The following is a 17,541-nucleotide window of genomic DNA, read 5'->3' on the forward strand; positions in this document are numbered from 1 at the left end:
CCGTAACCCGGTGCGGGTGGCACGCTGGAGGCATGACTGTCGAACCGCTCTCGCAGAAGGACATCGAGGACCGCCTCGCCGAACTCCCCGGCTGGACGCTCGACGGCGACCGCATCACCCGTACGTACCGCCTGGCGAGCCACTTCGCGGCGACGGCCTTCGTCGTCCACATCGCGCACGTGCAGGAGGAGTTGAACCACCACTCCGACCTGACGCTCGGCTACGACACAGTGACCCTCGCGGTGCACACGCACGACGCCGGGGGCGCCGTGACGGCGAAGGACTTCGCACTCGCCGAGCGGGTCGAGGCGATGGCACCGGGGCACGCGGCGAGCTAGCCCGCCGCCGCCCGCTTGTCAGGGTCCTGTCCGTGCTCGACTACGACGCGGAAGCCGCACGGTACGACGCCAGTCGCGGCGGGGAGCCCCGCGCGCGGGCCGCCGCCGAGGCGCTCCTCGGTCTCGTCCCCGGCACCGCGCGCTCGCTCCTCGACCTGGCCTGCGGCACGGGCATCGTCACGCGCCGCCTGGCCCGCCCCGGTCTGCGCCCGTTCGGCGTGGACCTGGCCGACGGGATGCTGCGGGCGGCGGCGCCGCGTCTCGCGGGACGGGTGGCGCGCGCCGACAGCCGCCAACTGCCCTTCGCCGACCGCTCGTTCGACGCGGTCACCTCGATCTGGCTGCTGCATCTCCTAGACGTCGCGGCACCGGTCGTCGCCGAGGCGGCACGCGTGCTGCGCCCCGGCGGCGTCTACCTGACGACGGTCGACAAGAACGCCGCCCACCTGGTCGGCAGCGACCTCTGCGCCCTGGTCGAGCCGTACCGTCCTCGCCCTGCCGCCGACGCCGCCGAGCTGATCACCTCGTACGCGGCCGGGCACGGTCTGCGTCTGTGCGGCCGGGCTGCCTTTGTGGGCCACGGGCAGGGCCGCACCCCCGCCCGGGTCGCGCGGGAGGTGCGGGCGGGGCGGATGTACGCGGCGGGCGGCGAGGAGCTGGCCCGGCGCCTGGAGCGGCTGCCGGACCAGGACGTCCCGCGCCCCGAGCCCACGTACACGGTGCTTGCGTACCGCCGCTGAACCTCCACCGGGGTGTACCGCCGCTGGACCTCCACCGGGCCCCGTCACACCGCGTCGAGGCGGGCCCGTTCCTCCCGCGTCAGCTCCAGGTCGACCGCGGCCAGGCTCTCCTCGATCTGGGCGACGGAGGAGGCGCCGACCAGCGGGATCGCCGGGACCTGGTGCCCGAGCATCCAGGCCAGGACGACCTGGTTGACGGTCGCCCCCGACGACTTCGCCACCTCGCGCAGCGCCGCGAGCCGGGGCTGCGTGCTGCCGTGGTCGTGACCGGCGCTGAGCGGCTTGTCGGCCCGGACGTAGGCGCCGCCGAGCAGCGGGGAGTAGGCGACGAGCGTGAGGTCCTCCTCGGCGCGGACCATGCTGAGCAGGTTCCCGTCGGCGGTGCCGAGTTCGCCGTCCGGGGAGAGCTGGCTCGGGGTGTCGACGCGGTGCCGCAGATAGCTGTGCTGGTACTGGAGCACCTCGTACCCGGGGAGCCCCTCGGCGCGGGCGAGGGCGCGGGCCCGCTCCACCTGCCACGCCCAGTGGTTGGAGACGCCGAGCAGCCCGACCCGCCCCTCGTTCACGAGCGCCCCGAACTCCCTTACTGTCTAGGCGAGTTCGACCTTCGGGTCGGGGATGTGGGCGTAGAGCAGATCGAGCCGCTCCATGCCGAGCCGGGCCGTGCTGCCCGCGACCGCCCTCCGGATCGCCGCCGCGGAGAGCCCCTCGGCGTTGTCGACGTACCCGGTGCCGGGGGCGAGCGGTGCCGCGCCCAGCTTGGTGGCGATGACGATCTCGTCGCCGATGCCACGGCTGCGCCGCCAGTTGCCGAGCACGGTCTCGCTCTCGCCGCCGACGCTGCCGGTCTGCCAGTACGCGTAGTTGTCCGACGTGTCGACGAACGTGCCGCCCGCCTCCACGTACCGGTCGAGGATCGCGAACGCCGTCTTCTCGTCCGTGACCGTGCCGAACAGCATGGCGCCGAGGCTGAGGACGCTGACCTCGCGGCGCGTCGCGGGGTCGGTGCCGATGGTGCGGTACTTCATGCGGAGCTCCCTCGTGTCTGTCACCCGGGTGCGGCCGGGCCGGACTGTCGGACGGGAGTCAACGCGTTGAAGCGCACACGAAGTCAAGCCGTTCCCCGACCGGCTTTCCCGGGGAGAGGCAAGGGCGCGGCGACCGACCCGGTGATGCGCGGCAACGCAACGGTCGCGGGCGGCGACTGACGGGACGTGACCCACCCGTGTGTTCCGACCCCCAGGAGCCCCCACATGCCCGGAACCCAGCCCCGTCCCCCCTCCCGCCGCAGACGGCGCAGCCCTTTGCTCGCCGCGACCGCCGCCGTCGCCCTGGCCGCCGCCGGGCTGACCCTCCTGCCCAGCGACAACGCCTCCGCCGCCACCGCCCGGCAGGCCGAGAAGCTCGACCGTGGCCTGGTCAGCGTGCACACCGACGCCGGGAACCTGGTCAGCTGGCGCTGGCTCGGCACCGACCCGGACAACGTCTCCTTCAACGTCTACCGCGCCGGTACGAAGGTGAACTCCACCCCTGTCACCGGCTCCACGAACTACTTCCACTCCGGCGCCCCGAACTCCGCCGACTACACGGTCCGCGCGGTCGTGGGCGGCGTCGAGCAGGCCGACTCCCCGCACGCGATCCAGTTCCGGGCCGGCTACAAGGACGTACCGATCTCCCCGCCCGCGGGCGGCACCACCCCCGACGGCGTCGCCTACACCTACGAGGCCAACGACGCCTCCGTGGGCGACCTCGACGGCGACGGCGTCCTGGAGTTCGTCCTCAAGTGGCAGCCCACCAACGCCAAGGACAACTCCCAGTCCGGCTACACCGGCAACACGATCGTCGACGCCGTGAAGCTGGACGGCACCCGCCTGTGGCGCGCCGACCTCGGCCGCAACATCCGCTCGGGCGCGCACTACACCCAGTTCCAGGTGTACGACTACGACGGCGACGGCAAGGCCGAGGTCGCCATGAAGACGGCGGACGGCACGGTCGACGGCCAGGGCAAGGTCATCGGCAGCTCGTCGGCCGACTACCGCAACTCCAGCGGCTACGTGCTCTCAGGACCCGAGTACCTGACCATGTTCAACGGGCAGACGGGTGCCGCGATGGGCACCGTCGACTACGTCCCCGCGCGCGGCACGGTCTCGTCCTGGGGCGACTCGTACGGCAACCGTGTCGACCGCTTCCTCGCGGGCACGGCCTACCTCGACGGCGCACGCCCCTCGCTGATCATGGCGCGCGGCTACTACACGCGGTCCGTGATCGCGGCCTGGGACTGGCGGGGCGGCGCCTTCACGCGCCGCTGGACGTTCGACACGAACTCCTCCACCAACAGCGGCAAGGGCTACGACGGCCAGGGCAACCACCAGCTCTCGGTCGCGGACGTCGACGGCGACGGCAGGGACGAGATCGTCTACGGCGCGATGGCGGTCGACGACAACGGCGCGGCCCTGTGGACGACGCGCAACGGCCACGGCGACGCCATGCACGTCGGCGACCTCGACCCGTCCCGCGCGGGCCTGGAGGAGTTCAAGGTCGACGAGGACAGCTCGAAGCCGTCGTCGTGGATGGCCGACGCGAGGACCGGCGCCGTCCTGTGGTCCACGGGGGCCAACGGCGACAACGGCCGGGGCGTCTCCGGCGACATCTGGTCCGGCAGCGCGGGCGCCGAGTCCTGGTCGTCGTCGGAATCCGGCATCCGCAGCCCCAAGGGCGCGGTGGTGGCGTCCCGCAAACCGTCCTCCACGAACTTCCTCTCCTGGTGGGACGGTGACACCACCCGCGAACTCCTCGACGCCACCCGCATCGACAAGTACGGCACGTCCGCCGACACCCGCCTCCTGACCGCCTCGGGCGTCCACTCCAACAACGGCACGAAGGCGACGCCGGCCCTGTCGGGTGACATCCTCGGCGACTGGCGCGAGGAGGTCGTCTGGCCGACCACCAACAACACGGCCCTCCGCATCTACTCGACCCCCCTCGAAACCTCCACCCGCATCACCACCCTGCTCCACGACACCCAGTACCGCACGGCCCTGGCCTGGCAGAACACCGCGTACAACCAGCCCCCGCACCCGAGCTTCTTCATCGGCTCGGGCATGGCGACGGCGCCGCGGCCGACGATCTCGACGCCGTGAGCCGCGTCGGACGCCGGGGTCAGCTGTAGGACCAGCGCCAGCCGTTCGAGCGGTAGCTGCAGGTGATCGCGGCCCCGCTCGCGGTCGTGGTGCTGGCGCCGTGGTCGCTGTTGCGGCAGTACTGGCCGGCCGAGTAGCAGTTGCCCGCGTTCGAGGTGATGGAGCAGGTGCCGGACGTGGTTCCGCCGCCGCTGCCGCCGCTGGTGCCGTTGCCCGTGGAGCTGGAGTCCGACGGGGGCCTCGCCGTGACAGTGACCTTGACCTTGGCGGTCTTCGTGGTGGTCACCGTCACCGTCGGCGCCGCTTCGGGGGAAGCGGTCGCCGTCGCCGTCGCCGTGACGGTAGTGGTCGGTCGGGCCTGGCTCGACTTCACCGTGCTGCTACCACTGTCGCCGCCGTCACCTCCGGCGGCACCGGCGCCCGCGCCCACGGCGAACGCGATCCCGATCGCCGGCAGCACGATGCGCTTACGCGCCCACTTGGGTCCGGGCCGGGTGGCAGGTCCTGGCGGAGGCGCGGGTGTGTACGGAGTGGCCATGGTGTCCCCCTGAGTCGCTGCTGAGGCAGGGAGCGTACGACTCCGATGGACCATAAGTGAAGGTCACGTGAAGGAGTGGTGTCGCATCCGTGACCGGCCGGACATTCAAAGATGTCCGGCCGGTCACGAGCGGGCTCCCCGCGTCAGCCGCCCGCACACCCCTTCCCGCCCACCGAGAACGCCCCCGGAACCCCGTTCCCCGACGTCTTGCTTCCGGTGAAGCCGAACGCCGCTGATGAACCCGGGGCCACCTTTCCGTTCCAGGTCACGTTCTTGGCTGTCACCGTCGCCCCCGACTGGGTCGCCTCCGCGTTCCACGCCTGGGTCAGCTTCTGGCCGTCCGGGAAGGACCAGTTCAGGGACCAGCCGTCCCAGGCCGTCGTGCCGGTGTTCGTCAGCGTCACGTCCGCCTGGAAGCCGCCCGGCCATTCGTTGGTGACCTTGTACGTGACTTTGCAGGTGGCGTCACCGGAGCCGCCGTCCCCGCCACCGTCGCCCGGGTCGGTCGGGGTGCCCGAGGTGTCGCCGTAGATGACGCCCCGGCCGTTCGTCGACACGTAGACCCGGCCGTAGACCCGCGGGTCACCCGTGATGGCCGCGCCCGTCCAGCCCCACTGGTGGGCGTCGTCGTTGATCCGGGTCCAGGTGGCGCCCGCGTCCGTGGAGCGGAAGATGCCGCGGACGCCGCCGATCTTCGCGCTGGTGAACAGGGTCTGGTAGCTCGCGCCCGGCGCCGCCTTGCCGAAGCCGACCGTGTCGGCCTGCTCGACGTTCGACAGCTTCGTGAACGTGGCGCCGCCGTCCTTCGAGTGCCACAGCCCGTACGCGCCCTGCGTCGAACCACCGGCCAGCCAGATGTCGCCCTTCGCCCCCGGCACCGCCTTGAACCGGACCGGGCCGTCCGTCGGCAGCCCGCTCGACGCCTTCGCCGTGAAGGTCGCGCCACCGTCCGAACTGGCGTAGAACGTACCCGACTTGAACGCGTAGAACGTCTTCGCGTCCGCCCGGTCCGACTCGACCACCGCGCCCGCCGGCACGCCGCTCGACGCCGTCCACGACGACCCCGACCCCGTCTGCACCCCGGCACCCTCCGGGCTCCACACGTACCGGCCGCCGTCCGCCGACACCGCCACCGTGCCACCGCCCGTGACGCCGGAGGGGTCTGATCCCGCGTACCAGTTGGCCCCGTTGTCGGAGGAGAAGGCGATGTGCGCACCCGAGTCGACGTTGCCGACGCGAACGACCGCCTCCGGCTTCGACTCCGCGAAGTCCAGGCTCGTCGACGTCGTGAAGTTCGGGCTCGTGAACATCATCGGCGGGACCTTCGTCAGGTCCGTGTGGCGGAAGCCGCCGATGTCACCGAGCGCGCTGAGCAGCGGCGCGCCGGACGGCGGGGAGGCCAGGTCGTTGACCGCCGTCTCCTCCAGGCCCTTCACCATCGGCTTGATGGTGACCGCGCCGGTGGAGCCGGTGTCCCACGCGCCGAGGTTCTCCGTCCCGTAGATCGTCGCGCCCGTCCCGTACATCATCCGGTCCGAGTCGAACGGGTCGATCTCGAGCGCCTCGGTCATCCAGCCGAGCTTCGGCGTCTGCTCGGGCGGCGTCGGGTTCGCGCCCCAGGTCAGCCAGGGCACGGAGGAGACGTCCATCGTGTAGCGGTTCGCGCGCTCCGGGTACGAGCTGTAGTCCCACGCCTTCGTCCACGTACCGCCGCTGTCCTTCGAGCGGAAGATCAGCGTGTCCGGCCACCAGGAGCTGTAGCCGGAGACCATGACCGTGCCCGGGTGCTGCCGGTCGAGCGTCAGGCCGCTGAAGCCGTAGTACGTGTCCGCCTCCGCGGCCGGACTGATGTTCTTCCACTCGCCGGTCTTCGTCGCGTACCGCCAGACCTGGCCCTTTCCGCCGTCGTACGGGCCGCCCGTGTCGCTGTACGCGAGGTAGAGGTAGCCGTTCGCAGCGTCCAGGACACCCTTGTGGGGCAGGTAACCCGTGGGCTGGCCCGCCACGCGCTGCCACGTCGCGCCCGCGTCCGTCGAGCGGTAGACCGAGTTGTCCTTGTCCGCCACACCCGCGTAGATCGTCTGCGTGCGCGACGTGCCCGAGCCCGTCGACTCGTCGAACGTCACCCACACCACGCCCTGCAGATCGGACGAGTACCCCGACGTGTCCGATGGGTCCGCGCGGTACGTGCCGGGGTTCGGGAACGCCGTGACCTGGGACCATGTGACGCCCGCGTCCGTCGAGCGCCACAGCCCCTTGCCGCTCGGCGCGCCCAGGTACAGGACCTTGTTGTCGTGCGGGTCGATCGCGAGCCGTTCGCCCATGCCGCGGCCCGGCATGTTGCCGCCGAGCTTGAAGGGCAGGTCCGTCTTCTTCCAGGTCGCGCCGCGGTCGGCGGAGCGCAGGACCGCCCCGTTGCCGGGGTCCCAGTCGTTGGTGTACGTGCCGACGGCCGCGTACACCTTGTCCGGGGCGACGGAGTCCGTGGCGATCGAGGCGACACCGGTGTGGCCCCAGTCGTCCCAGCCCACCGAGTCCAGCAGCGGGGTCCAGGACTTCGTGGCCTGGTCCCAGCGGTAGGCGCCGCCGATGTCGGTGCGGGCGTAGGCGAGGTTCTTCTCGGAGCGGTTGAAGACGATGCCGGGGACGAAGCCGCCGCCGTCTATCCGGGCGTTCTTCCAGGTGTACGTGTCGGCGGCCAGGGACGTGCGGGGCGTGCTCGGGGCTTCCGCCGCCGTCGCCGCGCCCGTCGTCAACAGGCCCGCCACGAGAGCGAGTGCGCCTGCCAGGGGCAAGCGGGATCTGCGCATGAGGTCTCCGTAAAAAAGGGGGGAGCAGGGTGAGGGCCGGGCGGGCCCCGGGGAGGGGGACCGCCCGGCCCGTGTACACGGAGCCGTCGCCGGCGGGGCGTCTATTCGAGCAGCTCCGCGTACGAGCCCATGGCGAGCGCGATGTCCGCCTGGGCCCAGAACCGGTGGTACGTGAACGTCGGCGCGGCGCCACCCGCCAGATACGCCTCGATCTTCGACCAGTTGGGGTCGCTCTTGTAGAAGGAGCGCAGCGAGGCGAAGGTCGACGAGGAGTCGATCTTGTCGCCGTTCGGCATGGTGCCCGTCCAGCCGCTCGGCACGTAGACCGGGTCGCCGAACCGGCTGTAGTCGGCCCGCGTCTCGGGCACCGCGATGCCGAGCGCGTCCTGGTTGTTCGCCCACATGCCGTCGAGCAGCGCCTTCGCGACCGACTTCGCCTGCGTGTCACCGGACTTGGCGGCGTAGTACGTCAGGGTCTTGGCGTAGGCCGCCGCGACACCGACGTCGTTCGTGTAGTCGGCGACGGTGACGTGCAGTCCGCTGTTGGCGCCGGGACTTGACGCGTTCCAGGTGTCGGGCTTGCCCGACCACTGGAGGGTCGACGGGATGCGGAAGGTGCCGTCGGGGTTGACGGTCGTCTTGGACAGGGCCCACTTCACCCACTTGTCCAGGACCACCTTGGCGTCGGCGTCGCCCGTCTGCTGGTAGTACTCGGCGACGCGCTCCATCGACCACGCCTGGAAGCCGAACCACTGGTTCGACGGCGGGTCGTGGTAGACCGGCGCCTCGTCGTAGTACATGCCGTAGAAGGTCGGCGTGCCGGACGGCGGGGTGCTGTAGCTGCCGCCCCAGCTGTTGGTGGCGCCGCCCGCGATGGCGCCCTCGTCCGACTGCAGCCAGCGGTAGAACTCCAGCTGCCGGTCGAGGGACTTGGCCCAGTCCGCCTGCCCTGTGGCCGACTTGGGCTTCAGGTCGGCGACCGAGGAGAGGGCGTACGCGGCGAGCGGGTTCTGGTAGCCGCCGTGCGTGTGGCTGGAGCCGATGCGCCAGGCCCAGCCCGCCGAGGTGTCGGTGGCGCCGCCCCATGCGTAGTACCAGGACATCAGGTAGTGCGAGGAGTCCTTGCCGGTGCCGGCCGGGCAGGTGGTCGGCCCGGTGCAGTTCCCGACCTTCTTGAAGTACTTGTCGTACATCGAGTACCGCAGGTAGTCGCCCATCTTGGCGGCCTTGCCGACGGTCGCGGAGACGTCGGCGCTCTTGCCCTGCTGCTTGGCCCAGACGTCGGCCCAGTACGCGGCCTGCACGGCCCGCGCGTCGGCGTCCGGGGCGTTGGTGAACTTCCACTGCTTGGCGTAGGACGAGTCACCGGTGAACAGGTCCAGGTACCCGTTCTTGCCGCCGTACTTGAACGCGTCGCAGGTCGGCTGCGGCACCGTCTCCCACACCGATTCCTGCGCGCCGCGCTGGAAGGTGTTGATGTAGGAGGGGCCTGTCGCGGTCGGGCCCGCCTCGCACTTGCCGGGCTCGTTCCCGTAGCCGTAGACGTTGTCCACGTCCTGGAGCCAGTGCATGCCGTAGATGTCGTCCGTGCCGTACGCGCTCTTCAGCTCGCCCGCGATCGGGTCGCTGCCGACGGAGACCGACGGGTCGAGCTTGGCCGGGTACTGGGACGGCAGGTCGTGCTCGGGCGCGTAGGTCGCGGGCTTCGAGGCGTTGTAGAAGGAGTTCGTCGGCTGGTCGGCGTGGGTGGGGATCATGTACTTCTCCATGATCGTCCACGCCCCGTTGAACTTCGACCAGTCGCCGGTGACCTTGCCGTACATCGCCTGGAGCCACAGCAGGTAGCTGTACGCCTCCGAGGTCGTCTCGTGGCCGTGGTCAGGGGCTTCGACGATCAGTGTCTCCACCGAGTGGTACGGGACGCCCTCCGGCGAGAAGTAGCCGTTCGCCGGGTTGGTGATCTTCCCGTAGAGGTCGAGGAAGCGGGCGTCGTACGTCTTGGAGGCGGCCAGCTGCGTCACCGTGACCGTGGCCTTGGAGTGGCCCGGGGCGCTCACGGAGAAGGCCGCCGCGCCGGTCCCGGTCGCGTCGGCCGCGATGGTGACCTTCTGCGCCGTGTTCCAGTTCGACGGTGTGAAGGTCAGGCTCGCGCCCGAGGAGACGGACAGGCCGGTGTTGCCGCTCGCGCGGGCCGTCGTGACCGTCACGTTCGAGGTGGGCTGCGTCGACAGCTTGACGTCGAACGTGCCCGACTTGCCCTGCTGGAGGCCGAGTTGGGACGGCGAGGCGACCACGGCGGGGCCCGCCGCGACCGTGATGCCGACCGGCGTCGACTCACCGGACGCGCCCATGCTGTCGTACGCCTTCGCGTACAGGGAGTGCGTGCCGGAGGCAAGCGAGGACGTGGACAGCTCGTACGGCGCGGTCGTGTCCGTGCCGAGGAGCGTCGTGTCGTCGTAGAACTCGACCTTGCCGATGCTCGCCCCGTCGGCCGCGGCGGCGGTGGCGGCGAGCGGGACGGCGTCGCCCGCCGAGTAGACCGCGCCGGCCTTCGGGCTGGTGAGCACGGTGACCGGCGGCTGGTGGGCGCCCGCGCAGACCGTCCCGTTGACCGCGAAATCGGTCGGGGCCGCATTCGCGCCGCTGTACGTGAATTGCGCGCCCGCGCTGGTGGCGGCGCCCGCCGCGATCTTGGAATTGTACGAAAGATTCTTCGCGGTGATCGTTTTTCCGGACTGCGACCAGGCGGCGTTCCAGCCGTTGCTGAGCTTCTGGTTCCCTGCGTAGGAGTAGGTGAGGGACCAGCCGTCGATCGCGTCGCTGCCGCGGTTGGTGATCGTCAGCTCGGCGGTGAAGCCGGAGCCCCAGTCGTTGGTCTTGTAGTCGACGCTGCACGCAACTGCCGCCGCATCGGCGGACGTTGGAAGTGCGACCAGTGTGGCGAGCGGTAGTGCCAGGGTGGCCGCGACAGCGGTCCACAGCCGCCGGGCCCGTCTCTTGGGCATGGACTGGTTCCTCCTTGCGGTTCGGGGGATGCGGGGGGTCAAAGAGGTGCGGCTGTGATGTGGGCGTCACAACCTGTGAACCAGTGGGAGCGCTCCCAAGGATGGGGACGTGGCAATTGGGGGTCAAGAGGGTTGAAGAGTCGAATTAATTCGACAGCAAGAATTCGCAACTCCTCTGTTGCTTGACGGCAGTTCCTTCTCTACAGTCCTCCAGCAACCAGTGGGAGCGGTTCCATCAGTCGTCGCGCCGGCCTGTGCCGGTCGTGACCGAGCTGCGAGGAGTCGCTCATGCACCACCCCCGTCACCACCCCCCTCACCACCCCTCTGACCGCCGTGTCCGCGGCGTCGGCGCGACTGCTCGCGCGCACTGATCGTCATTGCTCCGGGGCGTCCGGCAACCTTCGCGAGCCCCGCGGCGACCATCCCTCGGCCCATGGTGATCACCCATGGCCCGAGCCGAGCCGAGCCGAGCAGTGCACGCCCGATCCGCACCACCTCACCCCCAGGAACACCCGGGGCCACTCCGGGAACACCCCCAGGAAAGGGACACCGCACACCATGAGCCGTATCAGATCGCGAGCCGGCACCGCCGTGCTCACCGCTCTCGCCCTCACCGGCGCCGCCTGTGCGGGCAGCGCCGTCGCGGCGCCCGCCGATGCCGCCGCGGCCGCCGGCTGCACCGTCGACTACAAGGTGCAGAACCAGTGGGACAGCGGCTTCACCACCGCCGTCACCGTCACCAACAACGGTTCTGCGGTGAGCAGTTGGGACGTCACCTGGTCCTACGCGGGCAACCAGAAGGTGACCAGCGGCTGGAACGCGAACATCTCCCAGTCCGGCGCCGCCGTCAGCGCCAAGAGCCTCTCCTACAACGGCTCCCTCGCCACCGGCGCCTCCGCCTCCTTCGGCTTCAACGGCACCTATAGCGGCACCAACGCGGCGCCCACCACGTTCAAGCTGAACGGCGTCACCTGCAACGGGGCCACGGACCCGACCGACCCGACCGACCCGACCGATCCCACGGACCCGACCGACCCGACGGATCCGACGGGCCGCGTCAACAACCCGTACGCGGGCGCCAAGGTGTACGTGAACCCGGAGTGGTCGCAGAAGGCCGCCGCCGAGCCCGGCGGGAGCAGGATCTCCAACCAGCCGACCGGCGTCTGGCTCGACCGCATTGCCGCGATCAACGGCGTGAACGGCGGCATGGGCCTGCGCGACCACCTCGACAAGGCGCTCACCCAGAAGGGCAGCGGCGAAGAAGTCGTCCAGCTGGTCGTCTACGACCTCCCCGGCCGTGACTGCGCCGCCCTCGCCTCCAACGGCGAACTCGGCCCGAACGACATCGACCGGTACAAGAGCGAGTTCATCGACCCGATCGCGACGATCCTGAAGGACCCGAAGTACGCGGGCCTGCGCATCGTCACGACGATCGAGATCGACTCGCTGCCCAACCTCGTCACCAACGTCAGCGGGCGCCCGACCGCCACGCCCAACTGCGACGTGATGAAGGCCAACGGCAACTACCAGAAGGGCGTCGGCTACGCCCTCGACAAGCTCGGTGACATCCCCAACGTCTACAACTACATCGACGCGGGCCACCACGGCTGGCTCGGCTGGGACGACAACTTCGGCGCCTCCGCCGAACTGTTCAAGACGACCGCCTCCAGCAACGGCGCGAAGCTGTCCGACGTCCACGGCTTCATCGTGAACACGGCCAACTACAGCGCCCTGAAGGAGACCAACTTCTCCATCAACGACTCCGTCAACGGCACGTCGGTCCGCCAGTCCAAGTGGGTCGACTGGAACCGCTACACCGACGAGCTGACCTACGCCCAGGCCATGCGCGACAAGCTGGTCTCGCTCGGCTTCGACCAGAACCTCGGCATGCTGATTGACACCTCCCGCAACGGCTGGGGCGGCGCGGCGCGGCCCGCCGGTCCCGGGGCGAAGACCACCGTCGACACCTACGTGGACGGCGGCCGCATCGACCGCCGTATCCACCTCGGCAACTGGTGCAACCAGTCCGGAGCCGGCCTCGGTGAGCGGCCGAAGGCCGACCCTGCCGCCGGGATCGACGCGTACGTGTGGATGAAGCCGCCGGGCGAGTCCGACGGTTCGAGCTCCGCCATCGACAACGACGAGGGCAAGGGCTTCGACCGCATGTGCGACCCGACCTACACGGGCAACCCGCGCAACAACAACAACATGTCCGGGGCGCTGCCGAACGCGCCGCTCTCCGGGAAGTGGTTCTCCGCGCAGTTCCAGGAGCTCATGAAGAACGCGTACCCCGCGCTGTAGGCACACGGCACACGGCACACGGCACACGGCACACGGCACACGGCACAACGGCACGACCCGCCGGGCCCGGGACACCATGTCCCGGGCCCGGCGGCCGCACCCCCTCCCGTCCCGAACGGCGCCCCCGCCCGCCCCCCGGGCCACCGCCCGCGCAGCACTTGCTCCACCCGCACCCCACCCACCGACAAATTTGCGCGTCCGGCAAACCGGCTTGCCCCCGCGCCGGGTGCCCGCGCACGGTGGAGGGGTACGTGAAGGCAGGCACGAAGGGCGGCGGGTGCGCATGGCACACGGTCATCACCAGCAGGGACACGCGGAACACGGGCACGGCCGGCACGGCGGGGCGCACCCCACGCACCCCGACTGGGTCGACATGCTCCCGCAGCTGGAGCGCAACGCCGAGGTCTACACCCCGCTCTACACGCAGGCCCTGGACTGGCTGCGCGCCTCCCGCCCGGGGGGCACCGGACTGATCGTCGACGCGGGCAGCGGCCCCGGCGCCGTCTCGCGCCAGCTGGCCGCCGCCTTCCCCGAGGCCCGCGTCGTCGCCGCCGACCCCGAGGAGGCGCTGCTCGCGCGCGCCGCCGAGCGCGCGGAGGAGGCGGGACTCGCCGACCGGCTGACGACCCTGCGTGTCGAACTCCCCGGCCAGAGCGCCGAGTTGCCGACGGCGGACCTCATCTGGGCCGCCCGTTCGCTGCACCACGTCGGGGACCAGCGGGCGGCGGTCTCCGCGCTCGCGGACCGGCTCGCCCCCGGCGGCACCCTCGCGCTCGTCGAGGGCGGCCTGCCCTGGCGCTGCCTGCCGCGCGACTTCGGCCTCGGCCGCCCGGGTCTGCAGGCCCGCGCCGACGCCCTGGAGGAGCAGTGGTTCGCCGAGATGCGCGCCGAGCTGCCCGGCGCCAAGCAGGACACGGAGGACTGGGCGGCGCTGCTGACCGACGCGGGTCTCACCGGCGCGGCCAGCCGCACCTTCCTCCTCGACCTGCCCGCGCCGCTCGACGCCGACGCCCGCGCGTTCGTCATCGAGCTGTGGAAGCGCCGCGCCGAGACCTTCCCCGGCAGCATGGCGGCCGACGACGCCGAGGTGCTCGCCCGCCTCGTCGACCCCGACGACCCGCGGAGCCTGTACCGGCGCGACGACGTCTTCCTGCTCACGGCCCACACGGTGCACATGGCCGTACGGGCCTGAACGCGGCCGGGAACACAGCGGCGCGGGCCCGCCCGGACCCGCGCCGCGATGCCGCTCAGACCAGGTCGAACTCGGCCGGGTTCGCGCCGAGCCGCCGGTCCTCGTTGAGCGCGCTGATCGCGCCGAGGTCCTCGGTGTCGAGCTCGAAGTCGAACACGTCGATGTTCTCCTTGATCCGCGACGGGGTCACGGACTTCGGGATGACGACATTGCCGATCTGGACGTGCCAGCGCAGGCGACCTGCGCGGCGTCCGCCGTGCTTCCGGCGATCGCCACGATCGCCGCACCTCCAGGAGGCCTTGCCCTGGCCCAGCGGCGACCAGCCTCGGTTGGGCGATGCCCAGCTCCTCGTGCTTCTCGCGGGAGACGCGCTGCTGGAGGTGCGGGTGCAGCTCGATCTGGTTGACGGCCGGGACGATCGAGGTCCCCGCGGTCAGGGTGTCGAGGTGCTCGGGGAGGAAGTTCGAGACGCCGATGGCGCGGGCGCGGCCGCTCTCGTAGATCTCCTCGAACGCCTTGAACGTCTCCACGTAGAGGTTCTTGGAGGGGAGCGGCCAGTGGATCAGGTACAGGTCCACGTGGTCGAGGCCCAGCTTCTCCAGCGACGCGTCGAAGGCGCGCAGCGTGGAGTCGTGGCCCTGCTCGGAGTTCCAGAGCTTGGTCGTGACGAAGAGCTCGTCGCGGCTGATGCCGGACGCGGCGATCGCCCGTCCCGTGCCTTCTTCGTTGCCGTAGATCGCCGCGGTGTCGATGCTGCGGTACCCGGCCTCCAGGGCTGTCGAGACGGCCTTCTCGGCCTCGTCGTCCGGCACCTGCCACACGCCGAAGCCGAGCTGCGGCATCTCGACGCCGTTGTTCAGGATGATCGGGGGGACCTTGCTCACGAGGTGTCGATCCTTAAGTCGTCGGTTGGTACCTCCATGATCAACGATCGGGGACGTGAACGCATTCCGTTGATCATGATCAGGAGGGCGTGTTCCGTGCCCGGGGCGGTGCTCCCGGGCAGGCCTCCCGTACCCGCTCGTCGGCGCGGTTAGCCGCGGGAGTTCCGGCGCCCCGGATCACGCGCGGTACAGGGCGTCGACCTCCGCCGCGTACGCCGTCTCGATCGCCTTCCGCTTCAGCTTCAGCGACGGGGTGAGGAGTCCGTGCTCCTCGGTGAAGGGGTGGGCGAGGATGCGGAACGTACGGATCGACTCCGCCTGCGAGACGAGCGTGTTCGCGGCGACCACGGCGCGCCGCACCTCCATCTCCACGTCCCCGTCGCGGACCAGCTCGGTGGGGGTCATCAGCTGCTTGCCGCGCATGCCGAGCCAGTGCTCGACGGCCTCGGCGTCGAGGGTGACGAGGGCCGCGATGTAGGGCCGGTCGTTGCCGACGACGATGCACTGCGCGACCAGCGGATGGTCGCGGACCCGCTCCTCCAGTTGCTGCGGCGAGACGCTCTTGCCGCCGGAGGTCACGATGATCTCCTTCTTGCGGCCGGTGATGGTGAGGTAGCCGTCGTCGTCGAGGGAGCCGAGGTCACCGGTGGCCAGCCAGCCGTCGTGCAGGGCGGCGTCCGTCGCCTTCGGGTCGTTGAGGTAGCCCTGGAAGACGTTGGGACCGTACAGCCAGATCTCGCCGTCGTCCGCGATGTGCACCGTCATGCCGGGGATGGCCTTGCCGACCGTGCCGTAGCGGGTCTGCTCGGGCGGGTTCGCGGCCGCGGCGGCGGTCGTCTCGGTCAGGCCGTAGCCCTCGTAGATCGCGACGCCCGCGCCCGCGAAGAACAGGCCGAGGCGCCGGTCCATGCCGGAGCCGCCGGACATGGCCTGGCGGACCCGGCCGCCCATGGCCTCGCGCACCTTGGAGTAGACGAGCTTGTCGAAGAGCGAGTGCTGCATGCGCAGGGACGCGGACGGCCCCGGCCCGGTGCCGAACGCCTTCGCCTCCAGCGCGTCCGCGTACTTCACGGCACACTCCACGGCCTTGTCGAACGGCCCCGACTTGCCCTCCTTCTCCGCTTTTCTGCGGGCTGCGTTGAAGACCTTCTCGAAGATGTACGGCACCGCGAGGATGAAGGTGGGCCGGAACGCCTGGAGGTCGGGGAGCAGGGCCGCCGCGTTGAGCCGCGGCTGGTGCCCCATCTTGACGCCGCCGCGCACGGCGGCGATCTGCACCATCCGCCCGAAGACGTGCGCCAGGGGCAGGAACAGCAGGGTGGAGGCGACGCTGTCGCGCTTGGAGGCGAAGACCGGCTCCCAGCGGGCGACCATCGTGTCCGCCTCGAACATGAAGTTGGCGTGCGTGATCACACAGCCCTTGGGGCGGCCCGTCGTGCCGGACGTGTAGATGATGGTGGCCGTCGAGTCCGGGGTGACCGCGCGGCGGTGGCGGTGCACCGTCTCGTCGTCGAGGTGGTCGCCGGACGCGGACACCTCGCCGACCGCGTCGGCGTCGAGCTGCCACAGCCGCCGCAGATGGGGCAGCCGGTCGATGACCGTGGCGATCGTCATCGCGTGGTCCTCGTGCTCCACCACCGCCGCCGTGACCTGGGCGTCGTAGAGCATCCAGAAGACCTGCTCGGCGGAGGAGGTCGGATAGATCGGGACGACCTGCGCGCCCACGGTCCACAGCGCGAAGTCGAACAGCGTCCACTCGTACCGGGTGGGGGACATGATCGCGACGCGGTCGCCGAACCGGATGCCCTGCGCGAGGAGCCCCTTGGCCAGGGCCAGGACCTCGTCACGGAACTGGCCGGCGGTGATGTCGTGCCACCGGCCCTCCTTGTCCTTGCGGCCGAACGCGATGTGTGAGGGGTCCTCCAGGGCGTGATCGAACACGACGTCGGCCAGGCCGCCACCGGCGGCGCCGTCGCCAGAGCGGGATTGGTGAACTCGCGCAAAGTTGCTCCTTGTGGCGCTCCGCACAGCGTCGGTGACGGTACCCGACCGCGGCCTCCGGCGGGAGGGGTGCCAAGGTGCCGGAACCACACGGAATATGCACAGGTCAGCCGGGTAAATGCGGCCACAAAGGAAGGGCCGGGACAGAATTCTTACGCCCGAGTAAGTTTCGGTGGCGTAATCTCCCGGCCCTCTTCACCACTCTCCACCGAATCTGTACGGAGAGGTCACCGGGGTGCGCCGACCCACTTTTTGAACGGAGCCGTCGATTCCGCTACGGCAGTCCGGGGCGACCGTACCAGCAGGCCACCCAGGACGGGGGCCGGGAATGAGCGCCGCCCAGGGGCGCGGGGAACGGCGCGAGCAACCACGACGCACGCGAGCCCGCGAAGGACAGATCAGGCCCAGCGGCGCCCTCGCGCTACCGAGCCCCCCGGTGGAGCCGATCCCCGCCCGCCAGAATCGCCCGCGCCAGCGCGACCCCGGGCCCGCCGAGCTCCCGCCCCCGCCCCGCGGAACCGTGCAGCAGCACGAAGTCGACCTCCCCCAACTCCGGCAGCCCCACCCGCTCAGGCACCCGTACGAGCCCGG

Annotated in this window: 8 protein-coding genes and 4 pseudogenes; 5 read left to right on the forward strand and 7 right to left on the reverse strand. The window is 70.7% G+C overall.

Features of this window, described 5'->3' with window-relative positions; all coding sequences use genetic code 11:
- Window positions 1-32: 32 nt before the first annotated feature.
- Both N5I75_RS25420 and N5I75_RS25425 read left to right on the forward strand, forming a co-directional pair.
- Entirely contained in the window at window positions 33-338 is a 306-nt protein-coding gene (locus N5I75_RS25420; protein WP_476680955.1) for a 4a-hydroxytetrahydrobiopterin dehydratase, read from the forward strand.
- A gap of 32 nt (window positions 339-370) precedes the next feature.
- A complete protein-coding gene (locus tag N5I75_RS25425) occupies window positions 371-1,078 on the forward strand; it encodes a class I SAM-dependent methyltransferase (RefSeq protein WP_476680957.1) in 708 nt (235 codons plus the stop codon).
- Window positions 1,079-1,122: 44 nt separating this feature from the next.
- Here N5I75_RS25425 and N5I75_RS25430 read toward each other — a convergent pair.
- Window positions 1,123-2,106: pseudogene (locus N5I75_RS25430) on the reverse strand (aldo/keto reductase).
- A gap of 225 nt (window positions 2,107-2,331) precedes the next feature.
- Here N5I75_RS25430 and N5I75_RS25435 point away from each other — a divergent pair.
- The gene (locus N5I75_RS25435) at window positions 2,332-4,218 is read left to right on the forward strand and encodes a rhamnogalacturonan lyase (protein WP_476680959.1); all 1,887 of its coding nucleotides are present in this window, start codon (window positions 2,332-2,334) and stop codon (window positions 4,216-4,218) included.
- A gap of 19 nt (window positions 4,219-4,237) precedes the next feature.
- Here N5I75_RS25435 and N5I75_RS25440 read toward each other — a convergent pair whose 3' ends face one another.
- From N5I75_RS25440 to N5I75_RS25450, 3 genes are all read right to left on the reverse strand, one after another.
- On the reverse strand, window positions 4,238-4,756 hold the full coding sequence (locus tag N5I75_RS25440; protein WP_476680961.1) for a hypothetical protein: 519 nt from the start codon (window positions 4,754-4,756) through the stop codon (window positions 4,238-4,240).
- Window positions 4,757-4,899: 143 nt separating this feature from the next.
- Window positions 4,900-7,566: a cellulose binding domain-containing protein gene (locus N5I75_RS25445; protein ID WP_476680963.1), complete on the reverse strand. Its 2,667-nt coding sequence runs from the start codon at window positions 7,564-7,566 to the stop codon at window positions 4,900-4,902.
- Between the two features lie 101 nt (window positions 7,567-7,667).
- Window positions 7,668-10,571, reverse strand: a complete 2,904-nt coding sequence (locus N5I75_RS25450; protein WP_476680965.1) for a glycoside hydrolase family 48 protein — start codon at window positions 10,569-10,571, stop codon at window positions 7,668-7,670.
- Window positions 10,572-11,130: 559 nt separating this feature from the next.
- On the opposite strand from N5I75_RS25450, the gene N5I75_RS25455 reads away from it, so the two are divergent.
- A complete protein-coding gene (locus N5I75_RS25455; protein WP_476680967.1) occupies window positions 11,131-12,873 on the forward strand; it encodes a glycoside hydrolase family 6 protein in 1,743 nt (580 codons plus the stop codon).
- 283 nt (window positions 12,874-13,156) lie between these two features.
- Window positions 13,157-14,065 (forward strand): class I SAM-dependent methyltransferase, encoded by a 909-nt coding sequence (locus N5I75_RS25460; RefSeq protein WP_476680969.1) that lies wholly within the window; start codon window positions 13,157-13,159, stop codon window positions 14,063-14,065.
- A gap of 55 nt (window positions 14,066-14,120) precedes the next feature.
- Here N5I75_RS25460 and N5I75_RS25465 read toward each other — a convergent pair.
- The 3 pseudogenes from N5I75_RS25465 to N5I75_RS25475 all read right to left on the reverse strand — a co-directional run.
- Window positions 14,121-14,907 (reverse strand): annotated as a pseudogene (locus tag N5I75_RS25465) (aldo/keto reductase).
- Between the two features lie 219 nt (window positions 14,908-15,126).
- Window positions 15,127-16,952 (reverse strand): annotated as a pseudogene (locus tag N5I75_RS25470) (AMP-dependent synthetase/ligase).
- 419 nt (window positions 16,953-17,371) lie between these two features.
- Window positions 17,372-17,541: pseudogene (locus N5I75_RS25475) on the reverse strand (LysR family transcriptional regulator); the annotation flags it as partial.

The sequence above is a fragment of the Streptomyces sp. R818 genome, assembly GCF_056172735.1.

Excerpts from the sequence above, each read along its gene's own strand:
- N5I75_RS25420 (WP_476680955.1), top strand. The coding sequence starts at position 33 with ATGACTGTCGAACCGCTCTCGCAGAAGGACATCGAGGACCGCCTCGCC.
- N5I75_RS25435 (WP_476680959.1), top strand. The coding sequence starts at position 2,332 with ATGCCCGGAACCCAGCCCCGTCCCCCCTCCCGCCGCAGACGGCGCAGC.
- N5I75_RS25440 (WP_476680961.1), bottom strand. The coding sequence starts at position 4,756 with ATGGCCACTCCGTACACACCCGCGCCTCCGCCAGGACCTGCCACCCGG.
- N5I75_RS25445 (WP_476680963.1), bottom strand. The coding sequence starts at position 7,566 with ATGCGCAGATCCCGCTTGCCCCTGGCAGGCGCACTCGCTCTCGTGGCG.
- N5I75_RS25450 (WP_476680965.1), bottom strand. The coding sequence starts at position 10,571 with ATGCCCAAGAGACGGGCCCGGCGGCTGTGGACCGCTGTCGCGGCCACC.
- N5I75_RS25455 (WP_476680967.1), top strand. The coding sequence starts at position 11,131 with ATGAGCCGTATCAGATCGCGAGCCGGCACCGCCGTGCTCACCGCTCTC.
- N5I75_RS25460 (WP_476680969.1), top strand. The coding sequence starts at position 13,157 with ATGGCACACGGTCATCACCAGCAGGGACACGCGGAACACGGGCACGGC.